This is a genomic window from Bacillus nakamurai, assembly GCF_001584325.1.
Lineage (GTDB): Bacteria > Bacillota > Bacilli > Bacillales > Bacillaceae > Bacillus > Bacillus nakamurai.
The window spans coordinates 48,377-68,958 of sequence record NZ_LSAZ01000010.1 but is presented as its reverse complement, the minus strand read 5'-3'; the positions used below and the strand labels follow the sequence as shown (position 1 = coordinate 68,958).

20 protein-coding genes and 1 riboswitch are annotated in these 20,582 nt (G+C 44.9%); of the genes, 2 read left to right on the top strand and 18 right to left on the bottom strand.

Annotated features, from left to right (window positions below; all coding sequences use genetic code 11):
- Window positions 1-110 precede the first annotated feature (110 nt).
- The 10 genes from prsW to AXI59_RS06440 all read right to left on the bottom strand — a co-directional run bounded on the left by prsW (window position 111) and on the right by AXI59_RS06440 (window position 9,428).
- The gene (prsW, locus tag AXI59_RS06485; RefSeq protein ID WP_061527694.1) at window positions 111-767 is read right to left on the bottom strand and encodes a glutamic-type intramembrane protease PrsW; all 657 of its coding nucleotides are present in this window, start codon (window positions 765-767) and stop codon (window positions 111-113) included.
- Between the two features lie 95 nt (window positions 768-862).
- Window positions 863-1,846: a YpdA family putative bacillithiol disulfide reductase gene (locus AXI59_RS06480; protein WP_061520929.1), complete on the bottom strand. Its 984-nt coding sequence runs from the start codon at window positions 1,844-1,846 to the stop codon at window positions 863-865.
- Between the two features lie 105 nt (window positions 1,847-1,951).
- On the bottom strand, window positions 1,952-3,226 hold the full coding sequence (gudB, locus tag AXI59_RS06475; RefSeq protein ID WP_061520928.1) for an NAD-specific glutamate dehydrogenase: 1,275 nt from the start codon (window positions 3,224-3,226) through the stop codon (window positions 1,952-1,954).
- 160 nt (window positions 3,227-3,386) lie between these two features.
- On the bottom strand, window positions 3,387-3,971 hold the full coding sequence (locus tag AXI59_RS06470; RefSeq protein ID WP_061520927.1) for a genetic competence negative regulator: 585 nt from the start codon (window positions 3,969-3,971) through the stop codon (window positions 3,387-3,389).
- 149 nt (window positions 3,972-4,120) lie between these two features.
- Window positions 4,121-4,909, bottom strand: coding sequence for a metallophosphoesterase (locus AXI59_RS06465; RefSeq protein ID WP_061520926.1), 789 nt, complete (start codon window positions 4,907-4,909; stop codon window positions 4,121-4,123).
- A gap of 86 nt (window positions 4,910-4,995) precedes the next feature.
- A complete protein-coding gene (locus AXI59_RS06460; RefSeq protein WP_061527693.1) occupies window positions 4,996-5,454 on the bottom strand; it encodes a YpbF family protein in 459 nt (152 codons plus the stop codon).
- 63 nt (window positions 5,455-5,517) lie between these two features.
- Window positions 5,518-6,306, bottom strand: coding sequence for a LysM peptidoglycan-binding domain-containing protein (locus tag AXI59_RS06455; protein ID WP_061527692.1), 789 nt, complete (start codon window positions 6,304-6,306; stop codon window positions 5,518-5,520).
- Window positions 6,284-6,871, bottom strand: coding sequence for a CPBP family intramembrane glutamic endopeptidase (locus AXI59_RS06450; protein ID WP_061527691.1), 588 nt, complete (start codon window positions 6,869-6,871; stop codon window positions 6,284-6,286). Before AXI59_RS06450 ends, AXI59_RS06455 begins: the two co-directional genes overlap by 23 nt.
- Window positions 6,872-6,885: 14 nt before the next feature.
- The gene (locus AXI59_RS06445; RefSeq protein WP_061527690.1) at window positions 6,886-8,376 is read right to left on the bottom strand and encodes a RecQ family ATP-dependent DNA helicase; all 1,491 of its coding nucleotides are present in this window, start codon (window positions 8,374-8,376) and stop codon (window positions 6,886-6,888) included.
- Window positions 8,373-9,428, bottom strand: a complete 1,056-nt coding sequence (locus AXI59_RS06440) for a YpbB family protein (protein ID WP_061527689.1) — start codon at window positions 9,426-9,428, stop codon at window positions 8,373-8,375. Before AXI59_RS06440 ends, AXI59_RS06445 begins: the two co-directional genes overlap by 4 nt.
- Window positions 9,429-9,696: 268 nt before the next feature.
- Here AXI59_RS06440 and AXI59_RS06435 point away from each other — a divergent pair, with 268 nt between their 5' ends.
- A complete protein-coding gene (locus AXI59_RS06435) occupies window positions 9,697-9,945 on the top strand; it encodes a ferredoxin (RefSeq protein WP_003153403.1) in 249 nt (82 codons plus the stop codon).
- A gap of 126 nt (window positions 9,946-10,071) precedes the next feature.
- Here the strand turns inward: AXI59_RS06435 and AXI59_RS06430 are convergent, their stop codons facing one another.
- Complete coding sequence (locus AXI59_RS06430) at window positions 10,072-10,644, bottom strand: ECF transporter S component (RefSeq protein WP_061527688.1); 573 nt, start codon at window positions 10,642-10,644, stop codon at window positions 10,072-10,074.
- A 147-nt stretch (window positions 10,645-10,791) separates the two neighbouring features.
- A riboswitch (FMN riboswitch) is annotated at window positions 10,792-10,926 on the bottom strand.
- Between the two features lie 215 nt (window positions 10,927-11,141).
- On the opposite strand from AXI59_RS06430, the gene serA reads away from it, so the two are divergent.
- Window positions 11,142-12,719, top strand: a complete 1,578-nt coding sequence (gene serA, locus AXI59_RS06425) for a phosphoglycerate dehydrogenase (RefSeq protein WP_061527687.1) — start codon at window positions 11,142-11,144, stop codon at window positions 12,717-12,719.
- A 45-nt stretch (window positions 12,720-12,764) separates the two neighbouring features.
- Here the strand turns inward: serA and AXI59_RS06420 are convergent, their stop codons facing one another.
- The 7 genes from AXI59_RS06420 to resA form a co-directional block, all read right to left on the bottom strand.
- Window positions 12,765-13,859, bottom strand: a complete 1,095-nt coding sequence (locus AXI59_RS06420) for a sugar dehydratase (RefSeq protein WP_476693138.1) — start codon at window positions 13,857-13,859, stop codon at window positions 12,765-12,767.
- Complete coding sequence (gene sigX, locus AXI59_RS06415) at window positions 13,798-14,382, bottom strand: RNA polymerase sigma factor SigX (RefSeq protein WP_061520917.1); 585 nt, start codon at window positions 14,380-14,382, stop codon at window positions 13,798-13,800. The genes AXI59_RS06420 and sigX overlap by 62 nt, the downstream gene beginning before the upstream one ends.
- A gap of 191 nt (window positions 14,383-14,573) precedes the next feature.
- Window positions 14,574-16,343 carry an ATP-binding protein gene (locus AXI59_RS06410; protein ID WP_061520916.1) on the bottom strand — a complete coding sequence of 590 codons (1,770 nt, stop codon included), beginning with the start codon at window positions 16,341-16,343 and terminating at the stop codon, window positions 14,574-14,576.
- Window positions 16,340-17,062, bottom strand: coding sequence for a DNA-binding response regulator ResD (gene resD, locus AXI59_RS06405; protein ID WP_061520915.1), 723 nt, complete (start codon window positions 17,060-17,062; stop codon window positions 16,340-16,342). The genes AXI59_RS06410 and resD overlap by 4 nt, the downstream gene beginning before the upstream one ends.
- A gap of 79 nt (window positions 17,063-17,141) precedes the next feature.
- Complete coding sequence (gene ccsB, locus AXI59_RS06400) at window positions 17,142-18,317, bottom strand: c-type cytochrome biogenesis protein CcsB (RefSeq protein WP_061520914.1); 1,176 nt, start codon at window positions 18,315-18,317, stop codon at window positions 17,142-17,144.
- A gap of 18 nt (window positions 18,318-18,335) precedes the next feature.
- Complete coding sequence (gene resB / locus AXI59_RS06395) at window positions 18,336-19,964, bottom strand: cytochrome c biogenesis protein ResB (protein WP_061527685.1); 1,629 nt, start codon at window positions 19,962-19,964, stop codon at window positions 18,336-18,338.
- Window positions 19,961-20,500 (bottom strand): thiol-disulfide oxidoreductase ResA, encoded by a 540-nt coding sequence (resA, locus tag AXI59_RS06390; protein ID WP_061520912.1) that lies wholly within the window; start codon window positions 20,498-20,500, stop codon window positions 19,961-19,963. The genes resB and resA overlap by 4 nt, the downstream gene beginning before the upstream one ends.
- Between the last annotated feature and the right edge of the window lie 82 nt (window positions 20,501-20,582).

Sequence of the window (20,582 nt, the reverse complement as noted above, 5' to 3'; positions counted from 1 at the left end):
AATTTAAAGTGTAACCGTATTGTCTGTCACGCGGTTATTTTTATACACCTTTTCCTTCTTATCCCTCACCGGGACATAAAAAAGAAACCGCACAGCATTGCGCGGCTTCTTTAAACTTGGATCATATTAACAGAACGGGCTTTTTTTGCCTTTCGCAAACCGAACCACCATAAAAACAGCATAAACGGAATCATATAATACCCCCAATGATGCAAGGCGGTCAGAATAAAATCGTAAGACCCGTGCAGGCATGAAGGCACAAACAGCGAGATCAGCAGCCATTTAGCGCGGGCTTTTTTTTGCGAAAAACGCGCTTTTCCAAGATAAAAACCCATGATGACTCCGATAAGCGCATGGCAGGAGACCGGCAGCAGCGCCCTGATGAAAGCATGCTCAACACCATGGCCGAATAAATAAAGAATATTTTCAAGGGTGGCAAAGCCCAAAGACACACTGGCTCCGTAAACGATACCGTCGTAATGCTCATCAAAATGGGCATGCGGATACACACTGACCATCAGAATAAACCATTTAACCGATTCTTCCAAAAAGCCTGAAGACAAAAACGAAACAAAAAAGCTTCCTCCCCCTACATGTTCTTTTTCGAGGACATATTGGATAAACATGGTCGGAAACACAAGAACGACCCCAAGAAAAAAAGACCTCAGCACCATATGTACGGGTTCATTGTCATACTGATCTTTTAAATAAAAGTAGCTTAACAGCGCAATGCCGGGAGCGATTCCTGCAGAGATGATTGCAAACATCAGGCAACCTCTTTCCTTTATATTCCTAAATCTATCGTACCATGTTGTGCACTATTTTACATCTTCCAGTTTCTAAAAAAAGAGCATATGAATGATCATATGCTCTGCATACCGAGTCTTTTTGAAATTTCCGCCGCGATCAAGCCGCCGTGAAAACGTCCGTTTTCAATAAAAATTTCATTGGCGTTATTTCCCGCCGCAATGACTCCGGCAATAAAAACACCGTCGACATTTGTTTCCATCGTCTCTTCGTGGAAAAACGGACGGCCTGACTCCTCATCTATCCGTACACCGATCTTTTCAAGAAAACCGTGATCGGGATGATAGCCCGTCATGGCAAATACGAAATCATTTTTCAGCCGGACCGTTTCATTTTGGCCGGATCGAAAAATGATTTCATCTTCTTTCACCTCTTCAAGACAGGCGCCAAACTCCATACGAATTGTGCCGTTTCTGACAAGGGCTTCAAATTCGGGTAAGATCCACGGCTTGATGCTTGGGGAATACTCGTTCCCTCTGTAAAGCACTGTCACGCGGGCGCCCGATTTGACCAGTTCCAGAGCTGCGTCCACACTTGAATTTTTTCCGCCGATCACGGCAACGTCCTTATCAAAATACGGGTGGCCTTCTTTAAAGTAATGAAAAACCTTAGGCAGCTCTTCACCCGGAATGTTCATATAATTTGGATGATCATAATATCCTGTCGCAATAATACAAAATGGGGTGCGATAACGGTCTTTTGACGTTTCTACGAGGAAGCGGCCGTCTTCCTGCTTTGTGACGCGCTCTACCTTTTCGAATGCGTTTACCCGCAGCTCTTTTCTTCTGACAACCTCCCTGTAGTACGAGAGGGCCTGTATTCTGACCGGTTTTCTGTTTTCAGTAATAAAGGCCACGTCACCGATTTCCAGTTTTTCGCTTGAACTGAAAAAAGTTTGATGTGTCGGATAGTTATAAATGCTGTTTACGACATTTCCTTTTTCGATGACAAGGGCATCTATGCCAATTTGCTTCAGATGTATAGCCGCTGATAATCCGCAAGGACCTCCGCCTATTATAATTGCTTTTTCTTCTGTCATGTCCTTCAACTCCTGCGATTGGCATTTCCATCAATTGTTTCCACTCATATAAAAAATCTCCTATACAATCATAGGAGATTTTTTATCTTTATGCAAACAATTGGTTTATATCCAGCCTCTGAAACGAGAAGCCTCGGCCATTTTCCGCACGCCGACCATGTAAGCCGCGAGCCTCATGTCGATTCGGCGGTTCTGCGCCATTTCATAAATATTATTAAACGATTTAACCATCATGTTTACCAGTTTTTCTTCTACTTCTTCTTCACTCCAGTAGAAGCCTTGGTTATTTTGAACCCATTCGAAATAAGAAACCGTTACCCCGCCGGCGCTTGCTAAAACGTCCGGAACGAGCAGCGTGCCTTTGTCTGTAAGGATTTTTGTTCCTTCCAGCGTCGTCGGGCCGTTTGCCGCCTCCACAACGATTTTCGCTTTGATGCGGTCCGCGTTTTCTTCAGTAATTTGGTTTTCAATCGCTGCCGGGACAAGGATATCACAGTCCAGTTCAAGCAGTTCCTGGTTCGTAATGGTGTCATTGAAAAGCTTCGTTACTGTTCCGAAGCTGTCTCTGCGGTCAAGCAAGTAATCAATATCAAGCCCTTCAGGATCGTAAAGACCGCCGTACGCATCAGAAATTCCGACAACTTTCGCACCGGCGTCATGCATAAATTTAGCCAAATAGCTGCCCGCGTTCCCGAAACCTTGAACGACGACGCGCGCGTCTTGAATATCAAGACCTTTTTTCTTGGCCGCTTCTTTTATACAAATCGTTACGCCTTTTGCCGTAGCTGATTCCCTGCCGTGGGACCCCCCGAGGACAAGCGGTTTTCCCGTAATAAAGCCAGGTGAGTTAAATTCATCCATTCTTGAGTATTCATCCATCATCCAAGCCATAATCTGCGAGTTTGTAAATACATCAGGTGCCGGAACGTCTTTTGTCGGTCCGACAATCTGGCTGATTGCTCTGACATACCCTCTGCTCAGCCTTTCAAGCTCTCTGAATGACATATTTCTCGGATCACAAACAATTCCGCCTTTACCACCGCCATAAGGAAGATCAATGATTCCGCATTTTAAACTCATCCAAATGGAAAGTGCTTTCACCTCTTTTTCCGTTACATTCGGGTGAAAACGAATACCGCCTTTTGTCGGACCGACGGAGTCATTGTGCTGCGCACGATAGCCTGTAAATATTTTTACAGATCCGTCATCCATCCGAACCGGAATTTTAACCGTTAATAATCTGAGCGGCTCTTTCAGCAGTTCATACACTTCCTCTGGATACCCCAATTTTTCCAGCGCTTTATGTATTACGGTTTGGGTTGATTTTAATACATCATGTTTGTCTTCATCAATATGACCGGTGAATCGATCGGCTGCCATTTGAGTTAACCTCCTAAAATCTTCTGTTTCTCTCATGCTCCCTTTCAGTGAATAGTATACACCTTCATATTGGCTGTGCATAGAAGAAAAACAATGATTTTTCCATTATTTCGCTTTAAAAAAACGGCTGCCAATAACAGCAGCCGTTTCATATACGTTTTTACGAAAAATGAGCTTGGATGGTTTCCACTGCATTTCCGTCCATAATCAGTTTTCCGTATTCGTGAAGCCTGTAAATCGTCAGGGTCGCCGGATGCCCGTATTCGGCTAAAACTGCGACGACGCCTTCGGCAGAATGAGAGCCGAGGTCTTCAAGGCTTACATAATACTGGTCCTCATAGTGATAGACGGTGCCGCCGGTAATACCGATGCGATGCAGGCTGCCGGCAAGCTGAATGATATCTTCAAAGGAATGAAATTGATAAATAATATCCGCGCTTTCGTCAAGTTTGACCTGCATCTCGATATAGTCATCATCGTATTCGTCGTCTTCTGCCTCCGCGTCATGATTTTTCGTCACAATCACAACCATGCCTTGTGCCTGAAGAGAATACACTTCAACCGCGATCGGACCATTCGCTTCAAAGCCGAGCTCTGTATTTGCTTCATTCATCATATCTTTAAATAACTGGTGGACTTTAAACGAGTCCTTCCAGAGGTCTTCTTTTGTCAGTCCCCGATCTGTAAGATCGTCGAGGGTCAAAAAGATTTTAATCTTATTATAATTCAGACGCTCAAGCCGCATAATGTTCCCTCCTGCCTCTTCTTGCACACAAATCATATAACACAGTATATGAATAAATGAGTCATTGGTTCTTAATTTGTTATCAGTTTACACCGTGTACAGCGGGAAGACAAGCACAATGCCGTTTTTTATCCGCCGGGCCGCCCGTTTTAAGAAAAAGACTCATCGGGTCCGCACAGCCGGACGATGTGCGTCTCGGGTTTTGCTCCGAATCTCAGCGGAACTTTTGTCGTGCCGTATCCGTTGCTGATCAAATAATGCGCCTGCTTTACGGTGCCTGTTCTGCCTAATTCATACGGCCCGAATCGTCCGAACCGGATCTGTCCGCCATGCGTATGGCCGCTGAATACAGCGTCAATCCCGTCTGATTCACTCATCTGCCCGCGGATATCGGGATTATGGCAAAGCAGTACATTTACCCGGCTTTCGTCGATATTTCTGATTGCAGAACCGTAATCATCCATCATCATTCTGATGTCATCGACACCGATGATCGTAACGGTCTCTCCTTTATAAGTAAACAAAACAGATTCGTTTCTTAACGGAATGACCTTGTATGTGTTGAAAATAGAGAGCAGCTTCTGCTGGCTGACTTCGTAATCGTTATTCCCCCATACATAGAACACGGGTGCGAGTCTTGTAAGCCGCTTGATGTTTTCTTCAATTCTCGCGTAAGGGACTCCGCCCTCGGCTAAATCACCGCCGAGCAACACCGCATCAGGCTTATGAGCGGATGCTTCCTTTAAAAGGCTTTCGTCAATTAAACGTCTGTGCACGTCAGAAATAAAGAAAAATGTGAGCGGCTCCATCCCTTTCATCTTCCGCAGGGTAAAGGTATGTGTTTTCAGATGGCTGCCTTTTGCTGTTTTGTACATGACGGCGGCCATGACAGCAGCCGCTCCTGCCAATGCGCCCGCAATACCGGCTGTAAGCTTCATAAAAGCACTCTCCATTCTGTAAATGTCTATGATTAGACGGACAAACAAAAAAAGACGTTTCTATCCTTTCCGGAAAACGCCCCATTTTATTTGCTTTCAAAATAAAGATTTATATCATACCGATGTTTCATCAGGTGAAAAACAGATTCTCTCGCTCTCCATTTCTCCGGCTGCGGCCACAAATCCGTGCTTTTTTGGATAATTTCACATCTCAGCTTATGATATTCTCCCTCAGCTTTTTCTTCCTTTTTTTTAAAATAGTAAGAAGTGCAGTATGCGAAAGCGGAAGCCATAATCCAGCATAAATAAACGGTATGGCTTAATATCTCTTGAAGAATCAGCTGCGGAGAAGTTTGCGGCGCATTGAAGCTTTTAAAGATGAGCAATACGCACATCAGGGAAAAACAAACGAGGGAAGCCCACTGCCATCTTCGGCATTGTCTGGCATAATTTTCGTATTTCAATTTTCTTTTGACCAGCGCCTGAAGCATTTGTTTTGTCGGCCCGTCAACAAATCCGTCTAATTGCTTCCATAATGAATCCATGCGCTTCACACCTTGTCCATTTTCATTGATACACTATATGAAAGACGCGGTAAAAACATGCATTCAATCGGATAAAGGTATGCTCAGAACCTGACCGGTATAAACTTCATTTCCGTTTAAATGGTTATAGCTGCGGATTTTTTCCTCGCCCGCTCTGCTTTTGTAATATTTCATAGAAATGCGGTAAAGCGTTTCTTTTTGCTGCACTGTATGTTTCACGACCCGCTGCTCTTTTCGGGTCTCCGGTTCATTTGGCTTATTTGTTTCAGCCGTTGCTTCACGGACAGCCGGCGGAGACTGCTGTTTTGTCTCCGCGTATTCGGTATCTGCCGGTTTTTCCTTTTTTTCTGAAACTGTATCGGTTTCAGCCGCAGCTGTTTTTTCTGAAACTGCAGCTGTTTTTTCTGCCGTTTTTTTCGGCGCCGTTACTTTTTCTTGCTTTTCTTTTTTATTCTCTGCCTTTTTTTCAGGCTTTTGCAAAAGAGCGGTTTCTGACGTTTCCTTCTGCACATCCGTTTTCGGGATAACGGCAGGCGCGCTTTCGCTGTGGTCGATGAAGACATCTTCATAATCCTTCGGGTCAAATCTGCTGCTGTTGGTCATATAAAGAAGGCCGAAAAAGACGCCTATCGTTACAACGATAAACAGCACGGTGAGAAAGGTAAACAGCGGCGTTTTCGATTTGGTTTTTTCTTTCACCTGTTCTTCCTTTTTTTTACGCTCCTCTTTTACAGATTGTCTTGTCGGGAGGCTGTCTTCAAGATAATCAATTTGTTCATCCGCTGCCGCGGCAATCTGCTGCTCGGCACGCAGCTGAGCTTTTTTTCTTTCAACTCTTGACATTTCCGTCATGCAAACCCCTCCTAACATATTGAAAACGGATCTGACAGGCAAATACCGCATCAATAATAAAATGCGCTGTAACCGGAACGAATAAATTGCCGGTCCATTCATAGATAAGCCCAAGCATCAAGCTGATACCTGTTACCATGATAAATAGCAGCCATTTCGTCAAGTACCTGAAGTGAAGCACGGCAAAAACAAGGCTTGCTGCCCATAAACCGATATGTGTCTGCAAGACGCCTCTAAATAAGATTTCTTCAGTAAACGCAATCAGAAGCGTCAAAAACAGCAGATGAGGCACCGGCCTGTTCCGAAAAAGCAATTCGTTAATCCCGCCGTCATCATATAAATGACGGGGACACCACTTCATCACCGCCATATCGGCAAAAATGACGAAGACGGCAAGAGTTACACCGTACCATATGATATATTCGTCCCTGATATTCCACAGCTTGAAAAAATCGTGCAAATCCTCAAAAAAGAAAAAGCCTATTACAGCTGACGCAATCAATATAACAAATTGCGTAAAATACAGCTGTTTTACAATTTCCCGATCTGTGAGCTGATAGATCATTTCGCTTTGCCGTCTCAGCTGAGCTCACCCGCAGACCGCAGGCCGAAGATTCGATCTAATTCCAGCTTCCAATTTTCAAACCGCTCCATGTTTTTCCGTTCTCCTTTTTGTTCGTAGGGCGACAGGTCGATTCCGCAGCTGCTGCAGCATTGCCCGGATTGACCGTCAGGCTCGTACGATTCATCAAAATAAGCTAATAGCGCTTCTCTTATACACTCTTTTCGCCCTAATAGCGCCGAAACGCGGTGCATTTTATGAAGCTTGTTCTCTAAACGGCGTGTCAGCTCTTCCTGAAGAAGCTCCTTGGACGTTATGCCCTGAAGATACAGATGGACGGCTGTCCGCGCCTGTGTTTCTTGAACGCCTCCGTTTATCAGAACGTCGCGAAGCTGCCTTTCTTCTCTTGTTCCGGCTTTTTTTATGATGGACAGAATGGCTTCCAGATCATAATCCGACAGGCTTTCCATCTGAATGATCTGCTGCTGAAGCTCGATATCGCCGGGAGCTCTCAGCAAAATGCTGACACTCGGTTTGCCGTCGCGGCCCGCTCTGCCGATTTCCTGCATAAAGGCTTCAGCCGTTTGAGGAAGAGAAAAGTGAATCACAAAGCGGATATCAGCCTTGTTCACACCCATGCCAAACGCATTTGTACAGCATATACAATCAAGCTGATTATGGATAAACTGCTGCTGAATCAAAATTCTGTCTCCGGAGTCCATTCCTCCGTGATAATAGTCCGTCCGCTTTCCCGTTTTTTCGTTCAGCTCAGCTGCAAGCTCTTCCGCCCACTTTCTCGTCGGACAATATACGATGCCGGGGCCTTCAAGCTTTTCAGTAAGCTCTGCTATCCTATTTATCTTTTCGGCTGTATCTGCGCAATTTTCAACCGCCAAAAGAATATTCGGCCGGTTGACTGAATAAAGATGTCTCACAGCATGCTCCAGCCCGAGCACATCCGCCACGTCAAGCAGCGTTTCTTTCGTTGCCGTCGCAGTCAGCGCCAGCACAGGCGGCTGGCCGAGTGCTTTTCTGAAGGGCCCGAGTTTTGAATAATCAGGCCTGAAATCATGTCCCCATTCGGAAATGCAATGAGCCTCGTCAATGACAAATAAACTGACGGGTACGCTTTTCAGACGTTTCAGCACATATGGTGACGACAGAGCTTCAGGAGACATGTAGAGAAATTTGTACCGGCTGATGTTGCTGAGAATAAAATGCCTTTCGTTTGGACTCAGCATGCTGTTTAAAGCCGCCACTCTCTTTTCTCCCCCTGCCTTCAGCTGCTGCACCTGGTCTTCCATTAATGAGAGAAGCGGTGAAATAATCAGCACCAAACCTTCCAGCATGTAACCGGGAAGCTGGTAGCACAATGATTTCCCCCCGCCCGTCGGAAGCATTGCGATTGTATCTTGCTTTTGAAGCACGCTGTTAATAATTTCTTCCTGCCCTTTTTTAAACGAGCGGAAACCAAAATGCCTATATAATGCTTTTTGCAGCTCAGTCATACTTGTTTCACCGTCTTTGCCAGCGCCAGCCTGATCTGAAAATAGCTGAAGCGCATCTGCAATCCTTCACGAATCCGTTTGATTTTATTGGTTTGATGCTGTTTTGCAAATGCCGCTATCATGCGCTGCTCCTCTTCAGAAATATACTGTTCAATAAAAAAGGCGGGCTGATGTAAAGAAATCTCCACAATATGGTCTTCAATCGTGGCGGTTTTTAAGTTTCTGATGGCCGCAATCCGTTCAATCGGAAATCCTTTTTGCACAAGCTCAAGGGTTTTTCTGGCGGACTGTGTAAGGGCGCTTTCTGCCTGAAGATCGGACAGCAGCTCCCGCAAAATGAGATGTGCACATTGAGGCAGTGATTGAATAACATAATGCAGCACCCCCCAAAACTGGATGGACACATACCACTCATCTTCGTTCAATTCATCAGCCAGCTGTTTATTTGTGCTTCCGATTCGTTCAAATGAGGTTAATGAGTAGACAAAAATAAGCGCCTGCTTTCCGTTCAATTGATTCAAATAATGAGAAAGCATGTCATGCAGCTTGACGGAGAGTTCTTTATGGTCTGTCTTTTGCCGCATGAACCGTTTAACCCATCTCAGTGTTTGCACATCATTGGTGACCGGTATATATTGACTGCATTCATGCTCTTTATTTGACAGCACCTGAACGAGCAGGGACAGCCGCTTCCAAAAGATGGCGGCCGGCGTTTGATAATTGGCGCCGTGGCAGTGCTCAGGCCAAGGCCGCTCGGCAAACGCCTGTTTGAGCTCCTGAACGCCGCGGGCCGTCACTTTAAATGCGCCCGTTTCTTTTCCGGCTTCAATGTAAGAGTGCTCGGTGAGCTTATGAATTGAAGCTGCTATATCACCGCGTTCACACTGGGAAGCCATGCCGAAATATTTAGCGATTTGAAATAACCCGGCATCCTGTATGGTTTGGGACGACTTTTTTCCTTTTAATAAATGAAACACAGCACTTTGTGTCCGTTCGCCGTCTATTTTGTCCAGACAGTCGAGAACCACGGTATCGAAGTAGTTTATCGCCAATCTAAACACACCTACATTTCTTCCCGACAAGATTCGTTGTTTTGTTCTTTTTATTTTAACAGATTTTCAAATAAAATTGACGTTTAAAGTCATCTTTTAGGGGGAAGTGCTATAGAGAATCCCTTATGTGATAAGCATTCTCAATCATTTTTCTGTTGAAATTTGACACTAACATCATTACAATAAGTAAGAGGAATAGGTGTTATATTTAAAAAATATATAAGGTAAACCATTTGTTCCAACACGAACAATCTGGGAGGTTTTATTCATGGCAAAGTACACAATTGTAGATAAAGATACGTGTATTGCATGCGGCGCTTGCGGAGCAGCTGCACCAGACATTTATGATTATGATGATGAAGGCATTGCATTCGTTACACTTGACGAAAATAAAGGCGTCGTCGAAGTTCCGGAAGTTCTGGAAGAAGATATGATTGACGCATTTGAAGGGTGCCCTACTGATTCAATCAAGGTTGCGGATGAACCGTTCGAAGGCGACCCGCTGAAATACGAATAGAAAGCCCTCTGCGAGGAGCTTTTGCATTCAGAAAAGACCCCGGTCCAATTACAGCCGGGGTCTTTATTTTTTATAAGAACAAACAAAAGCGTCCGGCCTTCTTTCCATAGCCGGACGCTTTTTTCGTTATGGCGTTTGAATACTGCGTTTTTGTTCAATCCAAGGTTTAAGCTTCGTAAAAATAAATGTAAATACGATCGTAATGATGATGCCTTTTACAATATTAAACGGTAAAATCCCCGCCACAATCGCTGTTTTTAATTGGCTGTTTGACAGTGCCGGTGAATGTAAGAACCAAGTATATGCGGGCAGGATCAGAATATAGTTTAAAACGCTCATTAATACGGTCATAGCCGCAGTTCCCGCCAACAGGCTCACCGCAAGCCCTTTTGCAGAATTCAGCTTTTTAAACATTAACGCTGTCGGCAAAATAAACAGCGTCCCCGCGATAAAGTTGGCGGCTTGCCCGACAGGCACGCCGGCCATGCTTCCCTGAATGATATATTGAAGAATATTTTTAATGGCTTCCACCGCAATACCCGCCGCAGGTCCGTAAACCAAGATGGCGATGATCGCAGGAACGTCACTGAAATCGATTTTCAAGTAATCCGGAAGTCCCGGAAACGGAAAATTTAACAGCATAAGCACAAAGGCAATGCTGCTAAGCATACTGATGACAACTAATTTTTTCACTTTCACAATGCTCTCTCCTTTTCGATCCAATCTCTCGAAAAGTGGAAAGGTTCTTTTACAGCCCAATAAAAAAACCGCTTTTATCAAAAAGCGGGAGCTTACTTAGGCTTGACAAAGAAACGTTTGATATGGTCATCAAAACGCTCGCTGAACCTCCATCTTCTCCCATCCAGACTATACTGTCGGCTCCGGAATGTCACCGGATCCTGCTGCCGAAGCAGCTCGCGGGCTTAGAGCCTTATGCTCATCACCGCCGGTAGGGAATTTCACCCTGCCCCGAAGATTGATCATATGAATTTATTCACATTATAAACGATCCGTATGTAATTGTATAGAGAACTGCTCAATTTTAAAATAAAATAGTTATCATGTTCACTGCCTTATCACAATTGAAATGAGTGGGTTCCTTTTCTCCTTTACTGCGTCAATACACGTTGACACTCTATTAAGAATATGATAAATTATCAGATATTTAGTCAGCTAAACTAGGAGGAAATCTAACAATGTTTCGAGTTTTGGTTTCAGATAAGATGAGCAGTGACGGCTTAAAGCCGCTGATGGAATCAGATTTTATAGAAATTGTTCAAAAAAACGCAGCGGACGCAGAAGATGAATTACATACCTTTGATGCTTTGTTAGTCCGCAGTTCCACGAAAGTAACGGAAGAGTTATTCAAAAAAATGACTTCATTAAAAATCGTCGGCAGAGCCGGTGTCGGCGTGGACAATATCGACATCGATGAGGCCACAAAACACGGTGTTATCGTCATTAATGCGCCAAACGGAAATACAATTTCCACTGCAGAGCATACATTCGCGATGATTTCTTCATTAATGAGACATATTCCTCAAGCCAATATCTCAGTGAAATCAAAAGAATGGAACCGGACGGCCTTTGTCGGCGCGGAACTTTACGGAAAAACATTGGGCATTATCGGCCTGGGCCGAATCGGCAGCGAAATTGCACAGCGCGCAAGAGCTTTCGGCATGACGGTTCATGTGTTCGATCCGTTTTTAACTGAAGAAAGAGCAGGCAAAATCGGCGTCAACAGCCGTACGTTTGAAGAAGTGCTTGAAAACGCAGATATCATTACCGTCCACACTCCTTTAACAAAGGAAACAAAAGGATTGCTTAATAAAGAAACGATTGCCAAAACAAAAAAAGGCGTTCGCCTTGTAAACTGTGCAAGAGGCGGAATAATTGATGAAGCCGCGCTTTTGGAGGCGCTGGAAAGCGGCCATGTCGCAGGAGCTGCGCTTGACGTGTTTGAAGTGGAGCCGCCTGTTGAATCAAAGCTTCCTGATCATCCGTTAGTGATTGCCACACCTCATTTAGGCGCTTCCACAAAAGAAGCCCAGCTGAATGTCGCTGCTCAAGTGTCGGAAGAGGTCCTGCAGTTTGCAAAAGGCCTGCCTGTCATGTCAGCGATCAACCTGCCGGCAATGACAAAAGACGAATTCAAAAAAATTCAGCCGTATCATCAAATTGCTGACAAAATCGGCAGCCTCGTGTCCCAGTGCATGAAGGAACCCGTAAAGGATGTCGCAATACAATATGAAGGAACCATCGCCAAACTTGAAACATCGTTTATTACAAAAAGCCTGCTGTCCGGCTTCCTAAAACCGCGTGTTGATTCAACGGTTAATGAAGTCAATGCCGGCGGTGTCGCTAAGGAACGCGGTATCAGCTTCAGTGAAAAGATTTCCTCCTCTGAATCTGGATATGATAACTGCATCAGCGTAAAAGTAGCCGGAGACCGGAGCACATTTACATTAACGGCTACGTATATCCCGCACTTCGGTGAGCGTATCGTTGAATTGAACGGATTTAATATTGACTTAAACCCTGCCGGACACCTTGTGTACATCCAGCATCAAGATACAACCGGCGTTATCGGGCGTGTCGGCCGCATCCTCGGTGATAATGATGTCAATATCGCCACCATGCAGGTAGGACGTAAAGAAAAAGGCGGAGAAGCGATCATGATGCTTTCTTTTGACAAACACTTAGATGAAAAAGTCGTCAATGAGCTGACCGCTATTCAGGATATTGTATCCGTTAAATTGATTGACCTTCCATAACAAGCGAAAAACCCAAAACATCATGTTTTGGGTTTTTCTATCTGTTTACTGAACAGGAATCGGATTAGGCGCAGCGGGAACAGAAATCGGCTTTGTTACATCATATTCCCCGATCTTTTTTGCACGCGTATGTGTAAACAGCACTTCTGAAAAACCAAATTCTTTCGCAGTGAGCAGCAGCCCTTCAATCATCAGAATACCCTTTAACGAATCTTCCGCTGTTTGTTTCCCCGAAAATTGAATTCGTAACTGCTGATGGCTTTCACCTTCAGATACGGATGCTATTGAATCAGCCTCAATCACACCGGCAGTATGAGAACCTCTGCCTGTTTTCATTCCGTCAATGGCCTTCTTTACAGAATCATAGGTTTGTTCAGACGGAATAAGATATTCTTGTCCCAGATCGTCGTGATAAGAAAAATACGCCCTGTTTTTCTTCTTCGGTACGGGAATCTCAGTGGATATTCCGTAAGATTTTCCGAATTCCAGTCCGGTGCTGCTTTGAATGTTTGTGACTTTGATTCGTTCATAAGGGCTCCATGACAGAGTTTCTTTCAGCATTTTTTGTAATAAATCAGCTTCTGCTGAGGATTCAATCGCAGCGCGCTGGTTTATTTGCACAAGCAAATCCTTCTGGTCTTCGGTCACTTTTACACCGTCCAAAAGTTCCGGAACTGACATGAAAGAATCAGGCACATTTACATTTCTTCCTTCTGTCAGCGCTTCTTCAATTGACTCGTTCGGCTTATTTTTTTCAAAACTGACGGGGATCACTGCAGACGTTTTAGAATCGGCAAACGCCATGGTAATGTAATTGTTTTTTTCTTTTTTTGAGACGACAAATGTTTTCTGATCCGGCTTGCCAGGTTCTGCCTGGCGAGTTTTTACAGTTTGCTGCTCATCAGCTGCAAGCTGGCTGCCGGATTCATTTTTTGTCAGCAGGTGAGGAGATATGATAAATGCGATGCACAATGCGCACGCTGCGGCTGCGGCGGGGCCAATCCAGGTTCGGATCGGTTTTTTTTTGTATTTTACCATTTGAATGTTCCGGTAAACGGCATCAGGCGAGCGATGGTCTCTAACCGCCGGAAGTTGTCTTAACAACTCCTTTACTCTTTCTTCGTTCCAGTATGACTTCATTATCCATTAGCTCCTCCCTCAAAAGCTCCATCTGTTTCCGAAGTACTTTGAGCCCTCTGTGTTGGGTCGTTTTGACTTTGCTTTCCGAGAAGCGGAGAGCGGCGGCTGTTTCCTGAATGGAATAACCCTGAATAAATCTCAAGATTATAACAGCCCTTTGATCGATGGTGCAATGATCAAGCGCAGTATAAATTTCCCGGACATTTTCGTTCTGAACGGCGAGTTCGTCCGGAAGCAAATGCTGATCTCTGACATCTTGTGTATCCCAATCAAATGTACCCATGATACGCTGTCTGATCGTTTGCTGCTTGCGGAACCAGTCAATCGCCACATGGCGCGCAATCGACAAAAGCCATGTTTTTTCACTGCTTCTTCCTTCGAATGTATGATAAGAATTCAAGACGCGGATATACACTTCCTGCGCCAAATCCTCGGCCTGGGTCTTATCCTTTACCATATAAAACAAAAACTGGTATAAATCTTGATGGTATGTATCATATAATACCTGAAAGGTTTCTTCCATAGGAAACCCCTCCGTTCACTTTTTTGTCGTATAAATAGGTTGAAAAGTTACATTACAACTATATTACGAGAAACTGGAATTTGGAAGGGAATTTATATTAACATATTCTTAAATTTTTAAGGGAGAAATAAATAAAAAAACACCCGCCGGATATGCGGGTGTTTCGTATGGAACAAGATTGTTCGTCAATTTCAGACGCCCTCTTGCGTTTTTGTCGGAATATAAAAGGTAAACGTCGTTCCCTTGTCGATTCTGCTGTGCACCGCAATCGAACCGCCGTGGGCTTCCACGATGTTTTTAACGATGGCAAGACCGAGCCCCGTGCCTGCCCTGCCTCTTGTCCGTGCTTTATCCGCTTTATAAAAACGCTCGAAAATAAAGGGCAGATCCTCCTCCGGAATACCAGAACCGGAATCCTTGATATCGATCTTCAAACCGTCTTTTACGGTTTGGGCGGCGATATGAACGCTTCCGCCGCACTCGGTGTGGCGCAGCGCGTTGTCAATGAGATTCGTAAAGACTTGCTCCATTTTGTCCTCATCAAACGCACATTCCGGTTCCGTCACTGATATATCTTCTGTGAGCGCAACTCCCTTTTCCTTGGCTACTCCGGAAAATTTACGGGAGATTTTTTCCAGAAATTCATGCAGATTGACTTTCTCATAGTGAAGCCCCGTATGACCCGATTCCATTCTTGCCAAATCCAGCAAATCATTTACGAGCCGTCCCATGCGCAGGGATTCATCGTAAATAATTTGGGCAATCTCTTTTTTGTCATCTTCCGAGCTTGCGATATCATCCACTATCGCTTCACTGTAACCTTGCAGCATAGAGATCGGCGTTCTGAGTTCATGGCTGACGTTGGCTATAAAATCCTCACGCAATTTATCAAGCCTGCGCTCTTCGGTCATATCCCGGAGCACGGCAACAGCGCCGCGGACGTGTGATTCCGCATAAAGAGGCGACATCAAGAGCACCCATGACCTTCCTTGGAGAGTCATTTCAATCATTTGTTCTTTTTCTGTGCTGACGGCATTTTGGAACAGTTCTTTCGCTTCCGGCGGAAGATTGTCATCTTCTTTTATGTTCATATTCTGCTCATAATACCAGGCCTGCAGAAAACGTTCAGCCGGCGGATTGGTCACCAAAATGGTCCCGTCAATATTAATGGTGATGACCCCGTCCGCCATACTGCTCAAAATGTTCGACAGCTGTTCTTTTTCCTGGTTCAGGGCATTGATATGAAAGTTGAGCTGCCGGCCCATCTGGTTAAAGGCAATGGCGAGCTCCCCGATTTCATCTTGAGTGAGGATCGGAATTTTCGTGTCAAACTTTCCTTTTGCCAGATCCTGTGCGCCCTCCCGCATTTTTCGGAGCGGGTACGTTACCCTGCTTGATAAAAAGAAGGCGAAAAACGTCGTCAGCACGATGGCAATGCCCGCGGCAAGAAAGATGTAACGGGTCGTATGTTTAGTCGTGTCTTTTACAGCAAGCAATGATTGCGATAAAAAGACCATGCCTTTTTTGCCGTCTTTTTCATAAGGCACTCCGACGATCAGCCGTTCGGTGTCATTCGGCCCGGCACGTTTGCTAACTTTTTTATGGCTGTTCAGCGCTTTGTGTAAATCACGGTCACGTTCAATTTGCGACAACGTAATGGATGATAAATGATTATCATCATTGGGCGAATACCAAACATGTTTATCATCCTGAATGATCGCAATGCTCGTTAAATTGTCAGCCAGCTCCCACATGATGGATCTTGCCAGAGCCTGGTCTTCATGATTTTCTAAAATGACCGCAAGTTTATCGGCAAGCTGCGTTAAATCTTCTTCCGCTTCTTCGACATGATAATTTTCTATAAATTCCAGCAAAAGCACGGTTAAAATGAATAAAACGATTAACACGAGCGAAAGAATGGTAAACCAAAGCTTTCCTACTACGCTTTTCCAAAATTTCATTCAGCGCCTACCTCAAATTTGTACCCTACTCCCCATACGGTGACGATTTTTTTCGCCGCTCCCGGGGAAACTTTGTTCAATTTTTCACGAAGCCGTTTTACATGAGTATCCACCGTTCTGAGATCACCGAAAAATTCGTACTGCCACACTTCTTTTAAGAGTTTTTCCCGGTCATACACCTTATCAGGCGTTTTCGCCAAAAAGTACAGAAGCTCGTATTCCTTCGGCGTCAGGCTCACTTCCGTGCCGTCTGCAGTCACTCTGTGGGCATCGTGGTCGATTGAAAGGTGAGAAAAAACGAGCACATTTTTAGTCGGCGTATTGGCGGTAAAGTATGACGTTTGGGAAGCCCTTCTCAAAAGCGCCTTCACACGAAGCACCACTTCTCTCGGGCTGAAAGGCTTCACGATATAGTCATCCGTTCCGGCTTCAAATCCCTGCACGCGGTTGGCTTCTTCCCCTTTTGCAGTCAGCATAATGATCGGAGTGGCTTTTTTTTCTCTGAGCTGGCGGCAGACTTCTATTCCGTCTGTTCCCGGCATCATTAAATCAAGCAGCACGAGATCATAATCTGATGCCAGCCCCATCTTTATGGCTTCATCGCCGTTTTCCGCTTCTTCAATAACGTAGTTTTCCCGTTCAAGGTACATTCTTAAAAGGCGGCGAATTCTGGCTTCATCATCTACTACTAAAATTTTAGTTTCATTTGTTTGATCCATCGTTTTCCCCCTGCTTTCCTTCTGTTACTATCATTTTAACAAAATGTGCGGCGGCTTGAGAACTGTATCGCTTTCTGGTCTATGCGTACGAATGAAGTCCGGCTAGCACAAGATTAACAAAAATTAAGTTAAACATAATAATGGCAAAGCCGATCACAGCAAGCCATGCGGATTTCTCGCCATGCCAGCCTCGTGACAGCCGCAAGTGCAAATAAGCGGCGTAAAATAAAAAGGTAATGAGAGCCCACACTTCTTTCGGGTCCCAGCCCCAAAACCGCGTCCATGCGAGCTGCGCCCAAATCATCGCAAACACGAGGGCGCCGAGAGTAAACACCGGAAATCCGATTGAAACGGCACGGTAGCCGACTTCATCAACCAAATCCAGGTTCACGTTCTTTACGAGCGGACTGATAAATGCGCTGATTCTTTTTCTGAGTATCAGCCTGAGTGCGCCGTATAACACCAGCCCCGCACCAAGCGACCAAATTACCGTATTTACTTTTCTGCCGGAAAAAATGGCGGGAAGATTAATAACCGGTTTCATCGCGCCTTCTGTGAGCAGTTCTCCGTCATGCGGCCCGACAAGTGCGGGCATATCGTATACCATGACACTTTTATTCTGTTTTTTATCCACCCAATTAAACTCGGCTTTATAATCAGCAAGCCGGAATGCCGATGTTACTGCGATAAACGCCACGGCCGTCACGAGGATAAACATGATGACTTCAAGCCAAAACGTTTTTTTGCTCGGCTTTGACTGGTCGACATGTTTTAACAGAAATATAACCCCGGCGACAAAGCTGATGGCAAGGATAGCTTGACCGAGCGCCGCTGTCGTCACGTGAATATACAGCCAATTGCTCTGCAGTGACGGAATAAGCGGCGTAATATCCGTCGGAAACATGCTCGCGTATGCAATAAGCAGCAGCGCAATCGACAATGTAAACATTCCTAAAGACGGCAGTTTATAAATAAAGTAAAGAATAATAAAAGCAAGGACAAGCATCATGCCGAAAGACGTGGTAAATTCAAACATATTGCTGACAGGCGCATGACCGCTTGCAGCCCATCTCGTAATAAAGTAGCCGAGATGACATAGAAATCCGATAACCGTTAAGGTAATCCCAATTGCCGCCCAGCGGCCCTTTCCGTCCTTTTTGCCTTTAGTTCCCCGGATGGCGCCGCCGAAAATCGGGACAGCGATTAAATAAATCAAAAAGGCAGCATAAAGAAAATTTGCGCTCAGCTCCGCCATGACACCACTCCTTTTTCACTAGGCCTGATTTTTCATCAGTTCTTTTTGATCAGCCGGTTCTGAAATCCCTGTTCCGTTAAGAACATATTCGATATCCTTTTTCAAACCGAACCAGTTTTTGTTCGTATGTCCCGCCACCAGCACTTCTCCGTCTCCTCTATGCAGCCAGATTCTTCTGTGCTGCCAATACATGCCTTGAATGACGCCGATCATAAAGATCGCACCGCCGACGGCAAGAACCCATAAGGTTAAATCCTTTCTGACGGTAAGCCCCGTAATGTTTTTCGTTTCGACATGATCGAATTTTAATTTGTACTTATTATGGCCTGAACCCTCAACGGTCTGCTGGATCGCAACAAAGCTTTTCTCCCCTTTCGGTTTGTCAGGCGCAATGACCTTAAAGACAAAAGCCGGATTGTTAGGGACCTTTGTTTTCGTACTCGGTTCTCCGTCCTTGTTAAAATAAAAATCAGGAAGATAGCTGGCGATCTCCACTTTGTAACCGTTACCAAGATCATAGTCCGTATCAGGATCAAGAAGGTTTATCTTCAGCTTCCCGAATGATTGTTTTGTTTTTTGATCAATCAGCTGAAACACCATTTGATCCAGCTGGTTTTCTTTATAATCCACTTGATAAACAGAAAAGGAATCAAACCGCAGCGGTTCATTGACACGGATATTTTCTTCTTTGATTCGTTTAAGCTTCGGTTTTTCGCCGAACACGATATCGCCTTCCCTCTTGTAAAGAACGGCGTCCGTCTTAAAGGTTTTGGCGACCTTACCGTTTCCGGCCCTGTCAATGGCGTCGGCGAATACTTTATCTTCGGTTTTTTTGTTATACGTCTGCATGCTGAATTGGTTATTCTTCAAATAATATTTGCCGTCAGTGCCGGGAATCGGAGCAGTTTCTCCTTCACGGACCCAGAGGGTTTCATCGACATACATTCCCGGTACAAATCTCAGCATTGCACCGATGAGAAAAATAATCAGGCCAATGTGGTTCACATAAGGTCCCCATCTTGAAAAGCGGCCTTTTTCAGCAAGAATGCTTCCCTCTTTTTCTCGCAATCTATAATGTTTTTTCTTTAATTGGGTTTTGATTCTGTCTGCCGTGTCATCGGTCAGCCCGGTTTCTGTCCGGCTGTACAGGCGCTGCCTTCGCAAAAAGACAGGATTTCGCCGCACACCTTGATTCTTGAGCGCTCTGTATAGGGGAATCACCCGATCCAGGCTGCAAATGACAAGAGAAATGCCGATTGACGCGATCAGAAGCATATACCACCAAGAACCGTATAAATGGTGAAGACCTAAAAGATAATAGATTTTGCCGATTGTGCCGTATTGCTGTTCATAGTATGTATCTGGCTGGGCGCCCGGAGGCAAATAGGCTTCCTGCGGAAAAATGGTGCCGAACGCTGACGCGGCAAGTGTGATAACGATCAGCCATATTCCGACTTTAACGGAAGAAAAGAAATTCCATATTTTATCAATGATTGTTTTGTTATACGTTTGTGAACGCCTTGCGCTTCCGTCGTATCTCATATCGGCAAGCTGCGCCTGATGATCATCGAGCGGCCTTCCGCAAGATTCACATAAAACTGTCCCGGCGGGATTTATATGTCCGCATTCGCATTTGACCTTTTTCATGAAGACGCCTCCGGCTTAATTAAATTCATATAATCATGAACCATGCGTTCTGTCATTGTGCCGGTCACCACTTTAACAATTTTCCCCTCGGGATTGATTAAAAAAGTTGTCGGCAGCGGCGATACGCCGTACGCGTCCAGCACTTGGCGGTCAGTATCGAGCGCAACCGGGAAATTGACGCCGTATGATGTCATAAAGTTATGTACTGCAATTTTTGATTCTCCGACATTTACCGCAACCACCTCGACGCCGAGGTCTTTAAAATGCTTATATTGGTTTGCCATGTAAGGAAATTCCTGTTTGCACGGATCACACCACGTTCCCCAGAAATTCAGAAAAACACCTTTTCCTTTTAATTGGCTCAGCTCTATGAGCTTGCCCTCCGTATCTTTCAGCGCGAAATTCGGGGCCTTGGACCCCTCAGATATACGTTCCCCGTTCGTATAGACAGCATTGTAAATGGTATATCCGAGCGCGCAGAGTAAGACGAGAAGGATGCCGGTCCGAATGAATAAACGCCGCCGTTTTTTGTTCATTGTTCACTGCTCCCCTCCCCTGCTTGCAAATCCATTCAATTATATCATTTTCACGTTTTGTAATTTTTGAAGGTTATGTGAA